Origin of the sequence: Hyphomicrobium sp. ghe19, from assembly GCF_902712875.1 — a bacterium.
Lineage (GTDB): Bacteria > Pseudomonadota > Alphaproteobacteria > Rhizobiales > Hyphomicrobiaceae > Hyphomicrobium_B.
Genome location: NZ_LR743509.1, coordinates 3,937,254 through 3,952,114 on the forward strand (window position 1 = coordinate 3,937,254; position 14,861 = coordinate 3,952,114).

Genomic DNA, 14,861 nt, shown 5'->3' on the forward strand with positions numbered 1-14,861 from the left:
TCCTAGTGTTTCTTCTTCATTGACGTTTCTGCAATTATCGCTGCCGCAAGGCGGTCGAGGGGCAGCTGATTTTCAACGGCACCGACTTCGAATGCGACTTTCGGCATTCCATAGACGATGCAGCTGGATTCGTTTTGGCCGAATGTTTTCGCGCCGGCCTGACGCATGGCGAGCAGGCCCGCGGCGCCGTCTTTTCCCATGCCGGTTAGAATGACGCCGACCGCGTTCCCCTTGCAAGAGCGCGCCACGGAGTTGAAGAGCACGTCCACCGACGGACAATGCCCGCTGACACGTTCACCAGCCTTCAAACGGCAACGAAGATCCGGCGTTATTTCGAGGTGGTGCGATCCTCCCGGTGCGAGAAAGACGTTTCCCGGCAGTAGCTTTGCGCGGTCCGTCGCCTCCTGAACCTTCGGCGCGCAGAGCCTATCGAGACGGTCAGCAAAGCTGTGCGTGAACGTCGGCGGCATATGCTGAGTTATGACCGTCGGCGGACAATTCTCGGGAAATCCGGACAGCAGTTCCAGAAGAGCTTCAACGCCGCCTGTCGATGCGCCGATGGCAACGACGCGGCCGTCAGACACGTACGACGCATGTGTCGATTGGATGCCTCTTGCCTGCCGATGGCCCTCTTCTGTTCTGACCAGAGGCTTCACGCGGGCCGACGCTGCGATCTTGACCTTGTATGGCAGCTCTTCGAAGCTGTGTTCATTTCCCGGTCGCGGCTTTTCTATGCAGTCGATCGCGCCCATCTCGAGAGCCTGAAGGGTTTCCTCGGCACCCCGTTTCGTCAGGGTCGACACCATGATGACCGGCATGGGACGCAGCCGCATGATCTTTTCGAGAAATTCCAGGCCGCTCATATTCGGCATCTCGACGTCGAGCGTGACGACATCGGGGTTGAGCGCCTTGATGGCCTGACGCGCCTGAAGCGGATCCTCGGCCTCGCCTACAACGACGATATCAGGATCCTTTGTCAGCGCCGAGGCGATCAGCCCGCGCATGGTGGACGAATCGTCGACCACCAGGACTTTGACTTTTTTCATGATGGTTTACCGCCCCTCCTGCGATAGCTCGTGATGCCGTCGCTGGACAACAATGCGGCTGCGGGTCCGGACATGCGTTCGGAATGTCCAATGTAAAGCGCGCCATCATCGCGCAGCAGACGCGCCAAGCGGCTCCAAATCATGCTTTGCGTATCGCGGTCGAAATAAATGACGACGTTCCTGCAGAATATCGCGTCGAACGGGCCTTGGAACGGCCAAGTCCCCATCAAATTGAGCTCACGAAACGAAACGAGAGAGCGTGCCTCGTCGGCGATTTGCAGCGTCGTGCCGCGGTTGTCACTGGGCACAGGCTCGAACCATTTGGAGCGCAGATCAGGCGGTACATCACGCACCTCTTCCTTCTGATATTGCCCCTTCTTCCCATGCGCGACGACGTGAGGATTGAGATCAGTTGCAAGGATGCGGACGTCGAGCGAGGCGGCATTGGGGATGACGGAGAGAACCGTCAGCGCCATGGAATATGGCTCCTGTCCGGTGGAGCACGCGGCCGACCAAAGCCTGACGCGATCCCCCCGGCGTGCGTTCTCAGCAAGAGGCTCGATGATCTTGGTGCGCAAATGCTCGAAGTGGTGAGACTCGCGGAAGAAGCGCGTCACATTCGTGGTCAGCGCAGCGATCATGCTGCCGCGCTCGTCTGCATCGGAACGTACCGTCGCGCAGTAATCCGTAAACGTCGCGATCCCTCGCGCCCGCAAACGCTTCGCAAGCCGCGAATATACGAGGGTCGCCTTCGATTGAGGCAAGTCAATCCCGGCTTCCGCCTTCGCGATGTCTGCGATCTCGCGGAAATTCGCGGCCGAAAACGCGAACTCACCTGTTACGAAAGCTCCGGAATCGCTCGACGAAGACCTCTCCAATGCGGATGTCATGCGGCCGCCTTGGCGCTTATCGGCAGCACGCTTTCCAACGTGACGATGCTGATCATACGGCCTTCGACGGCATAGACGCCTTTGACAAAGGTTTTTGCCAGATCGGAGGCGACGTCCGGTGTCGGCTGCATGGAAGCTTCGGACGTGGTCAGGATGTCCGAAACTGCATCCACCAGCAGGCCTACGACCTGCTGATAGACCTGCACGACGATAATAACGCTTCTCGCTGTCGGCTCGGTGAGGCCGAGACCGAACCGCATGGCGAGATCGACGATCGGAAGAACGGCGCCGCGCAGGTTGATTACGCCACGTACGTAAGCGGGGGCGTGCGGCAACGGCGTTGCGGGCGTCCAACCGCGGATTTCGCGAACACCCATGATGTCGATGCAAAATTCCTGCGCTCCCACACGGAATGCGACGAATTCACGGTTCGCAGAGTTGGCTGACAAGCCGACGTCTTGCATGATCATTATCCTCCAGTTCCATAGTGTACGTCGCCGCCAAGCTGCTCTTCGAACGAGCCCGTGACCAAAGCGTCGACGTCGAGAATGAGTGCTACGCGGCCATCGCCGAGAATCGTGGCGGCCGCAATTCCGGCAACTGTGCCGTAGTTCGCTTCAAGACTTTTTATGACCACCTGGCGCTGATCCTGGATCGAGTCGACCAACAGAGCATTACGCGCGCCGCCGCCAGTCTCGACCAGTATCGCCACACTGCGTTCCGGATCCGCCGGCGTGTCGCGGAAGCCCATCTGCGTGCCGACGTCAATGAGCGGTACGAAGGTATTGCGGATGGCCATGACCCGACCGTCTGCGCCGATGCCGTGAATCTCGCCCTTCTTCGGCTTCAACGTTTCGACAATCGCCGTCAACGGCACAACGAGCGTCTGACCTGCGACCGACACGGCCATACCGTCGAGCACGGCAAGCGTCAGCGGCAAGCTCATCGAGAACGTCGAGCCCAGTCCCGGACGCGACGAGATCGATATGCGGCCGCCGAGGGCCAATATCGAGCGCTTGACGACGTCCATGCCTACGCCGCGGCCCGAGATGTTCGAGATGGTGGCGGCTGTCGAGAAGCCGGGCAGGAAAAGGAGATTGTCGATGTCGCTATCGGAGAGCTGCGCGTCGGGCGAGATAAGGCCCTTCTTGATTGCGGATGCGCGGACCTTCGGCCGATTGATGCCGGCGCCATCATCCGAAATCTCGATGACGATACGCCCCGAACGATGAGCCGCGCTCAAACGGACGTTCCCTTCGGGCGACTTCCCGGCCGCGATGCGCTCTTCCGGTGATTCGATACCGTGATCGACCGCGTTGCGAATCATGTGCGTCAGCGGCTCTGCCAGACGCTCCACAACGGTTTTGTCGACCTCTGTCGCTTCACCGTCAGTTTTGAGGCGAACTTGCTTGCCCGTCGCGTCCGCCAGCTCGCGCACGATGCGCGACATGCGCTGAAAGAGAGGCTTCACAGGCTGAGCGCGGATCGCCATCACGCTTTCCTGAATCTCGCGCGTCAGCTGCTCGAGTTCTTCAAGGCCGATAATAACCGAAGAAGAACCAGCGAAATTCGCTTCGATCACGCGCTGAGACAGCATCGCCTGATTGATCACAAGCTCGCCGACGAGATTGATCAGCCGGTCAACACGATCAAACTCGACGCGGATGGTCGTCTGCGTTTGCACGGCGACGGTCTTCGACGCCTCGGCCATTTGTGTTGGCGCCGCCGACGTCTCGCTCGCGATCACTTCGGTCGGCGCGGGGCTAGGTTGCAGTGGTTCTTCTGCATTCGCTTCGGTGGCGGCCTCTTGGGGTTCTGCCACAGATGCGCCACCGAGTGCCTGCGCCAACAGCGCAGCAATCGCTGCGTCCGAAACTTCGGGCTGACCATCGGTTTCGATGCGGATGTCGGCTTCTCCGTCGACGAATTCGAACACTTCGCGAACGGCCTCGATCGGCGCCTCAGATGAGAGCTTTACGTTCCACGAGAGATATGCGCCGTTGGGATCGATCGCATCGAGACCGGGCACTTCGGAAATATCGCAGCCGACTTGTGCATTACCCAAGCGAGAAAGCTCTCGGATGACCAAAACGGCTTCGTTGCCGTTGGCGTAGAGCTCCGGGCGAGGCGCAAAGCCGACACGATATTCATGCACGGGCGCAACGGGCGCTTCGGGTGCCATATCGGGAAGACCGAAATCTAAGACCATCGGCTGGAAGTCGATGGCTTCCTCGACTTCTTCCTCGCCTTCGACGGTCGTGAGCGCCTTGACGTCTGCGGCGACCGCCGCGTAGCTCGACTCGTCGATTTCCGTACCGTCACGAGATGCTGCCACTAGATCGGCTAGTACGTCGGCGGCGCGAAGCATCGCTTTCATCACGTCGGCCGACGGGTGAAGCTTGCCGCTTCGAACGTAATCCAGCGCCGTCTCGAACGTATGTGCGAATTGCACGAGCGCCGTCAGCTTAAACGCGCCCGCGCCTCCTTTAATCGAATGCACCGCGCGGAAGACGGCATTGACCGTTTCAGAATCGGCGTTGCCTTCGTCCATCGCAAGCAGGCCGAGTTCCATTTCCGAGAGCTGCTCTTCGCACTCCTGGAAGAACGTCTGGCGGATTGCGGCCATCGTATCGACGGTCATCGTTTATGCTCTTTTTTTTCGGTTTAGGCAGCGACGCGGCGGATGGCGGCGATAAGCTTCGTCGGTTCGAACGGCTTCACGATCCAGCCCGTCGCACCAGCTTCCTTCGCGCGCGTTTTCTTCGCGGCATCGCTCTCGGTGGTGAGAACAAGAATCGGTACCCTGCGGAAGCGGCTGTCTTTCCGCACGGCCTCGATAAGTCCGAAGCCATCCATCTTCGGCATGTTGATGTCGGTTACGATAACGTCCGGCATGGATGTCTGAAGCACCTCCAGACCATGTACGCCGTCAACCGCTTGCACAACATTGAAGCCCGCTTCTGCTAGTGCCATTTTCAGCATGTCGCGCATCGTCCGGGAATCGTCGACGGTTAGTATCGTCTGCGTCATGGGGAAAATCCTTCGAGAAGAAATTGGTCGCCTGACAATCCAACTAGCGCGATCGTGTCGAGAAGGGCGGAGCTAGGATTTGTCACCGCGTAGCTCTGACCATCAGCGCGCCAGGTGTGTGCAGCAGCTATCAAAACCTGCAACGTCTGCACGCCGACCCGGCTCACCTGACCCGCATCAACGACCAGCGGAGCGCCACGACGGGCGACCAGCAGATCCTTGATGGCGGCAGCCGATGAAGAGTCGCACGAATCCGGAAGGACGAGTTTGGCGTCTTCAACAGGACTTGGCATTTCGGCGGCCGCTTCCGTAAATGGCGTGGCCTCCTCACTATCCTTGCGGGGCGACTTTGCAGTCTTACGCGGCACGCTCTTCGTACGGGGACCGTTGGCGCCCACTTTCGCTTTAGCGCGCGCCATTAAAATTCCTCCCAGCCGGCGTCAGAGGAGGCCACATTGCGCCGGCCCATGCCGCCGCCAGCGGCAACCTTCGACTTTGCCGGCGCGCGCTGCGGCCGGGGAGCCGACTTCGGCTGTTCGCGCCGTGTGGACATTTCGATGACCGTATCGTCGCCTGTGTTGAAGCGGCTGACGAGGCGGACGAGTTCTTCGGTCTGTTGAGCGAGCGTTTGCGTTGCAGCCGTTGCTTCCTCGACCATCGCGGCGTTCTGCTGCGTGACCTGATCCATCTCGTTGACGGCCGTGTTGACCTGCTCAAGTCCGTGCGCCTGTTCGTTGGCGCTGGTCGCGATGTCGGTGACGATGGTGTTGATTTCCGCGACCTGGGTCACGATACGAGTCAACGCCAAGCCGGTCTCGCCGACGAGCTGCACACCCTGGGCGACCTGTCCGGTCGAAGCAGAAATGAGACCTTTGATCTCCTTTGCCGCCTCGGCAGAACGCTGCGCCAGTGCTCGCACTTCCGATGCCACGACTGCGAAGCCTCGGCCAGCGTCGCCTGCGCGAGCGGCTTCGACGCCGGCATTCAACGCGAGAAGGTTCGTCTGGAACGCAATCTCGTCAATGACGCCGATGATCTGGCTGATCTGCTTCGACGAACTCTCGATGCCGTTCATTGCCGAAATCGCTTTGCGAACGATCTCGCCGCTCTTCTCGGCGTCTGCCTTGGCAACTGAAACCGTTTCGCGGGCATGGGTCGCGCCACGAGCCGTCTTGTTGACGGTATCCGTGATCTCCTTAACGGCAGCTGCCGTCTGCTCAAGACTTGCGGCCTGGTTTTCCGTGCGCCGCGAAAGATCGTCGGAGGCTTGCGAAATCTCCTCGGTGCCCAGCTTGATGCTGGCGGCACCTTTTTTCACGAGCTCGATCGTGCTTCTCAGCTGCGAAGCCGCAGAATTGAAGTCCGTCTTGAGCTTCAAGAACTCCGGAGCGATTTCAGCGTATACCGAGGTCTCGAGGTTTCCTTGCGCGAGTTCCGACAGAGAGGTTCCGAGCGACTGGACGACGACATTGATCTGGCCCTCGGCCTCGATCTTCGCGGCCTGCGCGGCATCGAGCTGACCCATCATCAGGTTCATCTGGCTGATGATAGCTTCGTACTCCGGGATGACCTTCTCGGTAATCCGATGCGTGAAGTCGCCGCTCGCTATCCGTTCGGCCGCGCCGGTGAACGCGTCCATGAAGCGCTCGTGCTCCTTCGCATAGTGCTCGCTCTGCTCCTGCTGCTGTTTGGCAGCATCGACGGCGGCGTCGGTCATCGCCTTATTTTCGATGACGGCTTCCTTGAAGCGCGCGAGCGCACTCGCGATCATGCCGTTTTCGTTGCTGTCAGAGAGATACGGGACTTCGACGCTCAAGTCCTTATGGCTGATTTGGTCCATCGCGCGGACGAGGCTCGTGAGCCGCAGCGAAATGCCCTTTGCGATGAGACCGACCAAGACAACAGCAGCGACGGTCGCAGCGATCAACAGCGCAAGCGTCCGGTATAGAGAGGATCGTGCAGCATCCGCATGATCTCTTGCGAGTCGGTCGAAGAGATCGCTGATTTGGCCAGCCGACGTGGCGACGAGGTTATTGGCGTCGCTCACTGATGCGATAACGTCGCTGCCAATCGCCGCTCGCCGATAGTCAGCCGCTTTGATCTTCGCAGCAATTTGATCGAGCGTCGTGAGAAGCCTCATGTTCGTGTCGCCGAGCGCGCTCTTCGATTCGCCGGAGACATCCTCGCTCATAAGCTTATTCAGCGAGCTCCGGAATTTCTCCGTCGTTCGTCTTAATACGGCGTAATTGATCGCAAGCTTGACCTGGTCGTCCGCGGGGCCTGCGGTATCAAGCGTGGATTTGAGATCGATGAGCGCCTGCTTCACTCCAGACAAGCGCTGCACAATCAAATCCTGCGCGTGGAAAGTGGCGGCCGACGCATCGGCGGCCAGACCCGATGAACTCGCTATCTGATCCAAAAGCTCGACGCCGAGACGTACTCGCTCGTCCGTCGACCGGGCATTCTCGAAGGCGTTTACGCTCGGCTGAACGCCGAGGCTTTGTGAAATGTTAGAGAGCTTGGCGAGTTCGCCGTCGCCCGACCTTGCCATTTCATCGGCGGCCATCTTGGTCCAGACGGCGGATGCCAATCGGCCTCCATCGATTTCGCGATCAAGCTTGCTTATCTGCTGGAGCTGGTGATCCGCATAGATATACAGCTGGATCAGCGAAGGAATTAAGAACACCGCAGATATCAGGGCAAGCCGGCGCGGCATCGACCATTTACTATTGATATATCCTATGACCATAGCTGAACCTGTTTCCTCGGAGCGTTGATCTTGTTTCTAGCGCTTATTGTGCGGTGCGATTCGGCCTCGGAGCAGGCGTTCGCAATGCTGTTGATGAATTTGGGTTGCAGAGACTCTCAAAAATCGGGGAGCTGACGCGAGCAATCGCCCCGAAAGCAGCGTAGGCTGCGTCGGTGGAAATGATCGGCGATCGTTGAATCTTTCGCGACAGACGAAAGAAGCGGCCGCGAATTATCGTGCCCCATCGGTAGTTCCTGCTTTTTCTAAAAGCCTGGAACATGTCGGATCTTGTTGCCGACTCAGCTGCGCGGCGTCATGCCTATGATTTACTAATCAAGCAGCTGTGCACAAGAATTAGTCCGAAAAACTATCGAATTGGTTTACGAAACGAACGCCGTTACGTTTTTATTTGAAACGATGCTGCATCCATTATTAAAAAGCGCGCAACTCGTTTTCCGCGTGATTCAGACGTTAATTTCTATTCATCATTGAGAGACGGCGGAATTTTGCGACGCAATTCGGCTATTTTCTCACCCACGAAAGGCGCCGCGGGGGCTTTATATAGCTCAGACCGGCTATCGCATCATCAACGCGAATGAGCCTGCATTTCACGATTAAATCGTCTCCTGGGATCTCTAAATAGAATTCGCCAATCAGGCGCTCAGGCTCGGGGAGCTTAATTTTTGCTCCTCCGTCCGACAAATCCAGGACTGTTCCGGAAAGCCTTTGCCCATCGTCAAGTTCGATAACGGCGGCTTTAAAGACCGGCCGCCGGCCAAATTTGCGCTGATCTCGCGGACGTTCTATTGCCAAAGTTCTTCTCGGTATTTCTAATCTGTTAATTACCCTGCTCCAACAGCCGTACATCAGTGTGGGAAAACAAACCCGTAATAAGGTGGGTATAATTGTGCGGTTCCTGATCTCAGCCGGCGGATTCCGCGAGTGCCCTACACATAATTCATCCGTTGGCGGATGGTGTCAGCTCTACACGATTCGCCGACTGATCGAGCTAATCTCGCCTTAATACATTACGTTTAATTGTTGGAATGGTGGGCCGTTACCGACGCCAGGCGGGGACGGAGTCATGGTGCGAACCTAGATTGCCAAAGAAGGTTTAGAATACGGAATTGCCGTTAAGGGCTGCCTCTCGGTCGAGGGCTATCCGAAGGGATCAAACGACCGGCCATAAAAGCGGGGCGGAACAATGCGAGGCTCATCGGTTAAAGGCGCCATGGCTTTCAATCTCGACGGATTTGCCTATAGTGCGCCAGTCGCAAAAAAGGGTCGCAAAAAGGATGCGACCAGTCCGTATGTCAGCACCAGCTCGGACGCTAAGGCCTTCGTGTCCGCCCTTGATCAGGTGGGTATCGTTTCTATCACGGATCCTGAGGGCCGCATCGTTCATGCGAACAGCGAATTCTTGCGCATCAGCGGCTACGGCATTGGTGAAGTCACCGGCAAAGACCATTCGATCCTGAATTCCGGGTACCACCCGAAGAAATTCTGGGATGATGCCTATGGAAAACTTCGCAAAGGTGAGACATGGCGCGCCCCCGTGAAAAATCGGGCGAAAGACGGATCGTTTTATTGGGTCGATTCGATCATCGTTCCGCTCAAGGGCAGGGATCGCCAGAGCAAGGGCTTCCTGTCGTTTCAGATCGACATCACGACTGCCGTCACTCTTCACATGGCGCTCCAGGACCGCAACGCCCTGCTGCAGGCCGTAGTGGACAGCTTCCCCGGCGGCCTCACGGTCTTCGACCGCGACCTTCGCCTAATTCTCTGCAACAGAAAGCAGCGGGAGTTGCTCGAATATCCCGATTCTCTCTTCGAGAACTCTCCTCCAACGCTCGAGGAGCTTTACCGCTTCAACGCCAATCGCGGAGAATACGGGCCGGGGGATGCAGAAGAACAGGTGCTCACCCGTCTCGAACGCGCGCGCAAGGGCGAGACACATATCTTCGAGCGGCAACGGCCCAACGGAACCTACCTCGAGATTCGCGGCACGGCATTACCCGGCGGCGGATTCGTGACTGCCCACCTCGATGTGACAGAGCGGAAGCGGTATCAGGAAACCATCGGGCGGCTTGCGCACCAAGATGTTCTGACGGGCCTACCAAACCGTGCCCTTTTTCAGGAACGCATTCGAGTCGGTCTAAAGCAGGTACAGAACGGCTCGTCCTTGGCGCTTCATTGTCTGGACCTCGATCGGTTCAAGTCCGTAAACGACACGCTTGGTCATCCTGTCGGAGATTCTCTGTTGATCGCCGTGGCCGAAAGGCTTCGAGCCGAGATCAGAGAAACCGATACCGTAGCCAGGCTCGGCGGCGATGAATTCGCAATCATTCAAATGGCCCCTCGATCCATCGAGGAAATCGAGGCTCTTGCAAAGCGGATCATCGGCGCCTTCGCCGAGCCATTCGTTCTCGAAGAGAATACGGTATCAATCGGAACAAGCATCGGGATCGCCGTTGCTCCGTCAGACGGCATCGAAGTCGGCCAGCTGATGATGAATGCGGACATGGCTCTTTACCGGACCAAATCGCTCGGCAGAGGCACGTTCGGTTTCTACGAACACTCAATGCATGAGCGGTTGCAGACGCGGCACCAAATCATCATGGGGCTGCGCGAGGCCATCGCGAACAGCAAATTCGAGCTTCACTATCAGCCGATCGTGAATGTCAAAACGCGCAAGATCGTGGGCTGCGAAGCATTGATACGCTGGTCGCATCCGGTGAGGGGGCTCATTCCGGCCTCCGAATTCATTCCGATCGCCGAAGAATGCGGGTTGATCGGTCAGATCGGCGATTGGGTGCTGAAAACGGCATGCGCCGAGGCGAGCCTCTGGCCTGACGACATCTGGGTCGCGGTCAATATTTCCCCTGCTCAATTCCGCGGTCAGGATCTCGTAGAAAAGGTTACGAACGCATGCAGAGGGCTTCCTCTCTCGCGGCTCATCCTCGAGATTACAGAGACGCTCCTCATGAAAGATCGGGACGTTGCGTCGGACACGCTCGAGCGTCTGCGCAAAATGGGTGTCCGATTTGCCATCGATGATTTCGGGACGGGCTTCTCTTCACTCAGCTATCTGCAGAGCTTTCCGTTCGATAAAATCAAAATCGATCGCTCGTTCGTCTCTGCCGTCGCGAACATCAAGCGCTCGGCAACGCTGCGGCGATCCATCATCCAGCTCGGCTACAATCTCGGCATGACCAGCGTCGGCGAAGGCGTCGAAACCGAACAACAGCTCGATCGTTTGCGCGCGGAAGGGTGCGTAGAGGCGCAAGGCTTTCTCTTTTCCCGGGCGGTGCCCGCTGCAAAGCTTCGGACGCTGTTCTCCAAACCTCTCTGAAGACCTCTGTGCTCTATGCGTCCAACCACTTCGATATCAACCGAGAGAACTGACCTGTGCTGAGGGCGCTGCTAAAGATTTCGGAACCACGGCGGTCGCCGTTACCGCATACGCGGATTTCCGACGAACCGGACGAAGGCAACGCGCTTTTCGAAGCGCTCATCTGTGAATTTCATTGGACGGCACTGCAGATCGGGGGCATCGCGGCTTGCATGAATGCAGCGCTTGCTCTCGGACGCACTTGGACTCTTCGATCGTGCAGCAACCTAGTTCCCGTCGAGCCGCCAATTATCAACGTCGCGCTCCGGGCGTGGCAGGAGATCGGGATCTCCGGAGAGCTCGCCGCTTCGATCAGCAAGATCTATTTCGATTTGTTGGACGCCAAGAAGCTCGCGATGCCGCTGATAGACCGGGCCGGCGCCTTTACAGGCTCGGGCGTATCGCTCGCGAAGCTCGAGCAAATCACCGCTCTGTGGCGGAAGCTGGCGGAAGATTGCAAAATTGCTGTGCGCCGACTTGAACCTGAGACACGCTGGCGCTTCAACGGCGTCTATACCGGAAACGCGCTCATTCTCGGCAAATTCTTGCAGGAATCGCAGTCAGGCTCGTACAGTTGCGTCAATCAATTCGGGGAAGCCGCAATTCCCGTTTTGCCACAACGCCGAAAGACGCCGCGATACGTTCTGCTGCAGCCATGCAAGATCAGCGACAAAGGTGGCAGCTCCATTGCCTTTGCGCGCGATATCTCAAAGAGCGGCATCGGCCTGGATTGCGAGCGGGATCTCGCTTTGAAGGAGCGGGTTCTCATCGAACTTCGCAACGGCCAAAAGATGAAGGGGACCGTCGTCTGGTCTCGTAACAAGCGGGTCAGCGTGCAATTCGACGAACCGTTGACCGACGGCGATCCATTGATAGCGCGTTGAACGTTGTGGGCTGGGCGCTCTATTCGTCGGCGGCAATACGATTGCGGCCGGCCGCCTTTGCTTCGTAAAGCTTGGAGTCGGCGCGATCCAAGAGAGCGTAGCAATCCTCGCCAGGGCGTAATTCTGCTACGCCGAAGGACGCTGTGACCTTGCCGATCGGCTGCCCCGTTCGGTGGTGCATCCATTTCTTGCTTTCGAGCTCCCCCCGGATCTGTTCACCGAGGTTCTTCGCACCTTCAAGTCTGGTTTGCGGCAAAAGAATAATGAACTCTTCTCCACCGTAGCGAGCGGCCGTATCGCGGCCCTTGATGTTTTTCGAAAGAAGCTCGGCGAACCGCCTCAATATCTCGTCACCCACGGCATGCCCGAACGAATCGTTGATCCTCTTGAAATGATCGACATCGGCCATGATCAAGGAGAGTGAACCCTTCGTTTCAACGGCGGTGCCAACCTCTTTTGGAAGGTGTATCTCCAGCCAATGCCGGTTCTTCAGCGATGTGACAGCATCAAGCATTCCCAATTTGTGGCTATCGCTGAGGCTAACTCTCAACTTTTCAATTTGCTGTTGCGAGTGCTGTAAGCGCGTATTGAGTTCACGCACTTCATTCTGAACTTTCTTGTTCTCGCTGATCAGCATCTGGATTATCGACCGGACGCGTTCGGGCGATGTCGATGCCACGAGCGTGTTGCTGACCTTCGTCAGGGAGTCGGAATGCGTTCCACTCAGCTCGAGATGCTCCTTCAGCAGGCGCATTACAGAAAAGACTTCGTCGTCCAGTTCCTGTCCGACCTTCTCGAGACGCTCCGACAACCGCTCGTCAATTTCCTTGTCTGCAGAAAATCCCCCGCGGAAAAACTGCACAGCTCCCCAAGCGAATGACATGCATCCCGCTGCGACAATTCCAAACAATAAAGCAAGAGCAAACGGATGAGAACCAAGTCGCACGATGCGGCCGCGCGAATCCACTTCGGCAATTTGCCAAGAAACGTCCGACCAGCTCGATATCGCAGAAATTTCGATCTGCGAGTGCATCAGCAGATGCCAAAGCAAAAAGGTCGAACATATTGCAGCGACACTGCCCAACATGATGATGGCGGAGGATGGCAATTGTTTAAGTGCGGATGCGCTCATAATCTTGCTCAGCTCTAAAGTGGCGAAGGAGTTGGCCTCGCTGAAAAGAACATCTGCCTGAGACATATTGCACATTCGGTTTCCGAGCGGAAACCTTGGGCAGATTTAGTGACCGCCAGCATGGCGACGGATAATTCTCTGTTGCCGCCAAGCGAGGATGCCTAACGACGCTCCGCCAATGGAACGCTTGACTCAGCCTACGGACCATGAGTCGCCAACAGGCGCAATACTCTTATTGATGATTTATGTGGTTACACAAATAGCTGGCGTTTGCAAAACGCATTTAATAGTCATCTGGCGCACGCCGGTCACTTAAAGCCGAGCGCGATTCGCAAATATAGTTGCTCAGTGAACACCTTCAGCAGGTTACCACTATAGCTACCGGTCAGCAGCAGGATCAGAAATCCCGCGATGATTTTCGGCACGAAGGTCAGCGTCATTTCTTGAATTTGGGTCAGCGCCTGAATGAACGCGACACCTACGCCGATGACCATAGCAGAGCCGACGACGGGCCCTGCCAATACAATCGTCAGCCAGATCGCTTGTTGGACGATTTGAAGCGCATCACCTTCCGTCATGTCATAGGGTAACCTATCGTTACTCCGGCAGAGATCGGCACCTCCTTGCCGCTGGTCAGGATCGCTGTGGATCCAGAAGAATCGATCCGAACGGATTGAATCACACCTGCCGTGCCATCCGGCGCCTTCAGCGTCAGCCCAATCATGGTGCTGGCCTGCGAGATGTTCGAGTTCACGAGGAGCTGATCAAGCTTGGAGTTCGTGTTGATGGCTTGCTCAACGCTCGAAAACTGAGCGATCTGCGACATGTACTGCGTCGAGTCCGTTGGATTCAGGGGGTCCTGATTCTTCAGCTGGGCGATCATCAGCTTCAAGAAATCGTTGTAGTTGAGCGTGTTTGACTTTGCTGCCGCCTGGGTGGCGGTTTGACCGCCTGTGCCGCTGGTCGACGGAACCGTTGTCATGCGACCTCCTTGCTCTGTTCCTCAGTGTTCATTCCGGCCGCCTCTTGCGGAAGCAGCGATCTGACTTTCTTCAAAGCTTCGAACGGGCGATCGTTATCGAGCAAATCCGCGGTGTCGAGCAGACCCTGCCTGAGAATTCTATCGCTGATACTGCCGAGCAGATTGGCAACGGATTCCCGTGCCATCGTTCGCGCCTTCATGTGCAATGAGGGGTCGATCAGCATCATCTGGATCATGAAATACAATTGCTTGAACGGCGTTGTCGTATCCTCGGGCTTCATGACATGCTGCTCGAGAAGGAAAATAACGTCATTCATGAGCTCGATGCTGACCTTCCGGTCGACGCGCAAGACTCCGCCGTTGACAAAGAGCCGCTCACCGGCACGCAGCGTAATTTTCAAGCCGCCCGCCATCACAACCCTTCCGCGATGACATTCGAGACGTCGATCAGCCCGGCAAAATTCCGCGAGTTGCCTTTGCTGATCGCATCGGCTTCCTTGAGCATCCAAATGCCGATCGAGATGAGACCCGCCCGGACTTCATCCGGCAGCCCATTTTCGGGCTTGGCGAGATCATCGAGAAAAAAGCTCCAAAGCCGATTGAGGAAGAAAATTGCATCGATCGCTTCACGCGACTGCGGTCCGGCTTTTTCTGCGGTCTTCAGGAGTGCAACCGACTGCTCGATAGCCAGTCGCTCGTTCTCCCGTTGCCGGCTGCCGGATTCACTCAACGTCTCTTCGTATGAGAACTTGTACAT

The 14,861-nt window shown here is 57.2% G+C and carries 15 protein-coding genes; 2 read left to right on the forward strand and 13 right to left on the reverse strand.

The window, feature by feature from the left end; translation table 11 throughout:
* Positions 1-2: 2 nt before the first annotated feature.
* The 8 genes from AACL53_RS18755 to AACL53_RS18790 form a co-directional block, all read right to left on the reverse strand.
* A complete protein-coding gene (locus tag AACL53_RS18755; protein WP_339086068.1) occupies positions 3-1,046 on the reverse strand; it encodes a chemotaxis response regulator protein-glutamate methylesterase in 1,044 nt (347 codons plus the stop codon).
* Positions 1,043-1,936 carry a protein-glutamate O-methyltransferase CheR gene (locus AACL53_RS18760; RefSeq protein ID WP_339086069.1) on the reverse strand — a complete coding sequence of 298 codons (894 nt, stop codon included), beginning with the start codon at positions 1,934-1,936 and terminating at the stop codon, positions 1,043-1,045. The genes AACL53_RS18755 and AACL53_RS18760 overlap by 4 nt, the downstream gene beginning before the upstream one ends.
* Complete coding sequence (locus AACL53_RS18765) at positions 1,933-2,400, reverse strand: chemotaxis protein CheW (protein WP_339086978.1); 468 nt, start codon at positions 2,398-2,400, stop codon at positions 1,933-1,935. Before AACL53_RS18765 ends, AACL53_RS18760 begins: the two co-directional genes overlap by 4 nt.
* Positions 2,401-2,405: 5 nt before the next feature.
* Positions 2,406-4,577, reverse strand: a complete 2,172-nt coding sequence (locus AACL53_RS18770) for a chemotaxis protein CheA (protein ID WP_339086070.1) — start codon at positions 4,575-4,577, stop codon at positions 2,406-2,408.
* Positions 4,578-4,600: 23 nt separating this feature from the next.
* The gene (locus tag AACL53_RS18775; RefSeq protein ID WP_339086071.1) at positions 4,601-4,966 is read right to left on the reverse strand and encodes a response regulator; all 366 of its coding nucleotides are present in this window, start codon (positions 4,964-4,966) and stop codon (positions 4,601-4,603) included.
* Complete coding sequence (locus AACL53_RS18780; RefSeq protein ID WP_339086072.1) at positions 4,963-5,385, reverse strand: STAS domain-containing protein; 423 nt, start codon at positions 5,383-5,385, stop codon at positions 4,963-4,965. Before AACL53_RS18780 ends, AACL53_RS18775 begins: the two co-directional genes overlap by 4 nt.
* Positions 5,385-7,715 (reverse strand): methyl-accepting chemotaxis protein, encoded by a 2,331-nt coding sequence (locus tag AACL53_RS18785; RefSeq protein ID WP_339086073.1) that lies wholly within the window; start codon positions 7,713-7,715, stop codon positions 5,385-5,387. The genes AACL53_RS18780 and AACL53_RS18785 overlap by 1 nt, the downstream gene beginning before the upstream one ends.
* Positions 7,716-8,237: 522 nt before the next feature.
* On the reverse strand, positions 8,238-8,582 hold the full coding sequence (locus tag AACL53_RS18790; RefSeq protein WP_339086074.1) for a PilZ domain-containing protein: 345 nt from the start codon (positions 8,580-8,582) through the stop codon (positions 8,238-8,240).
* A 337-nt stretch (positions 8,583-8,919) separates the two neighbouring features.
* Between AACL53_RS18790 and AACL53_RS18795 the strand changes: the two genes are divergently transcribed.
* Both AACL53_RS18795 and AACL53_RS18800 read left to right on the forward strand, forming a co-directional pair.
* The gene (locus tag AACL53_RS18795; RefSeq protein WP_339086075.1) at positions 8,920-11,067 is read left to right on the forward strand and encodes an EAL domain-containing protein; all 2,148 of its coding nucleotides are present in this window, start codon (positions 8,920-8,922) and stop codon (positions 11,065-11,067) included.
* Positions 11,068-11,123: 56 nt separating this feature from the next.
* Entirely contained in the window at positions 11,124-11,990 is an 867-nt protein-coding gene (locus AACL53_RS18800) for a PilZ domain-containing protein (RefSeq protein ID WP_339086076.1), read from the forward strand.
* Between the two features lie 19 nt (positions 11,991-12,009).
* On the opposite strand, the gene AACL53_RS18805 is transcribed toward AACL53_RS18800, so the two are convergent.
* The 5 genes from AACL53_RS18805 to flaF form a co-directional block, all read right to left on the reverse strand.
* A complete protein-coding gene (locus tag AACL53_RS18805; RefSeq protein ID WP_339086077.1) occupies positions 12,010-13,188 on the reverse strand; it encodes a GGDEF domain-containing protein in 1,179 nt (392 codons plus the stop codon).
* A 242-nt stretch (positions 13,189-13,430) separates the two neighbouring features.
* Positions 13,431-13,700, reverse strand: coding sequence for a flagellar biosynthesis protein FliQ (gene fliQ / locus AACL53_RS18810; protein ID WP_092868568.1), 270 nt, complete (start codon positions 13,698-13,700; stop codon positions 13,431-13,433).
* Entirely contained in the window at positions 13,697-14,104 is a 408-nt protein-coding gene (gene flgD, locus AACL53_RS18815) for a flagellar hook assembly protein FlgD (RefSeq protein WP_339086079.1), read from the reverse strand. Before flgD ends, fliQ begins: the two co-directional genes overlap by 4 nt.
* The gene (flbT, locus tag AACL53_RS18820; protein WP_339086080.1) at positions 14,101-14,517 is read right to left on the reverse strand and encodes a flagellar biosynthesis repressor FlbT; all 417 of its coding nucleotides are present in this window, start codon (positions 14,515-14,517) and stop codon (positions 14,101-14,103) included. Before flbT ends, flgD begins: the two co-directional genes overlap by 4 nt.
* Positions 14,517-14,861: a flagellar biosynthesis regulator FlaF gene (gene flaF / locus AACL53_RS18825; RefSeq protein WP_339086081.1), complete on the reverse strand. Its 345-nt coding sequence runs from the start codon at positions 14,859-14,861 to the stop codon at positions 14,517-14,519. The genes flbT and flaF overlap by 1 nt, the downstream gene beginning before the upstream one ends.

Excerpts from the sequence above, each read along its gene's own strand:
- AACL53_RS18785 (WP_339086073.1), bottom strand. The coding sequence starts at position 7,715 with ATGGTCATAGGATATATCAATAGTAAATGGTCGATGCCGCGCCGGCTT.
- flgD (WP_339086079.1), bottom strand. The coding sequence starts at position 14,104 with ATGACAACGGTTCCGTCGACCAGCGGCACAGGCGGTCAAACCGCCACC.
- AACL53_RS18755 (WP_339086068.1), bottom strand. The coding sequence starts at position 1,046 with ATGAAAAAAGTCAAAGTCCTGGTGGTCGACGATTCGTCCACCATGCGC.
- flaF (WP_339086081.1), bottom strand. The coding sequence starts at position 14,861 with ATGTACAAGTTCTCATACGAAGAGACGTTGAGTGAATCCGGCAGCCGG.
- AACL53_RS18765 (WP_339086978.1), bottom strand. The coding sequence starts at position 2,400 with ATGCAAGACGTCGGCTTGTCAGCCAACTCTGCGAACCGTGAATTCGTC.
- AACL53_RS18795 (WP_339086075.1), top strand. The coding sequence starts at position 8,920 with ATGCGAGGCTCATCGGTTAAAGGCGCCATGGCTTTCAATCTCGACGGA.
- AACL53_RS18780 (WP_339086072.1), bottom strand. The coding sequence starts at position 5,385 with ATGGCGCGCGCTAAAGCGAAAGTGGGCGCCAACGGTCCCCGTACGAAG.
- flbT (WP_339086080.1), bottom strand. The coding sequence starts at position 14,517 with ATGGCGGGCGGCTTGAAAATTACGCTGCGTGCCGGTGAGCGGCTCTTT.
- AACL53_RS18760 (WP_339086069.1), bottom strand. The coding sequence starts at position 1,936 with ATGACATCCGCATTGGAGAGGTCTTCGTCGAGCGATTCCGGAGCTTTC.
- fliQ (WP_092868568.1), bottom strand. The coding sequence starts at position 13,700 with ATGACGGAAGGTGATGCGCTTCAAATCGTCCAACAAGCGATCTGGCTG.
- AACL53_RS18790 (WP_339086074.1), bottom strand. The coding sequence starts at position 8,582 with ATGTACGGCTGTTGGAGCAGGGTAATTAACAGATTAGAAATACCGAGA.
- AACL53_RS18775 (WP_339086071.1), bottom strand. The coding sequence starts at position 4,966 with ATGACGCAGACGATACTAACCGTCGACGATTCCCGGACGATGCGCGAC.
- AACL53_RS18770 (WP_339086070.1), bottom strand. The coding sequence starts at position 4,577 with ATGACCGTCGATACGATGGCCGCAATCCGCCAGACGTTCTTCCAGGAG.
- AACL53_RS18805 (WP_339086077.1), bottom strand. The coding sequence starts at position 13,188 with ATGTCTCAGGCAGATGTTCTTTTCAGCGAGGCCAACTCCTTCGCCACT.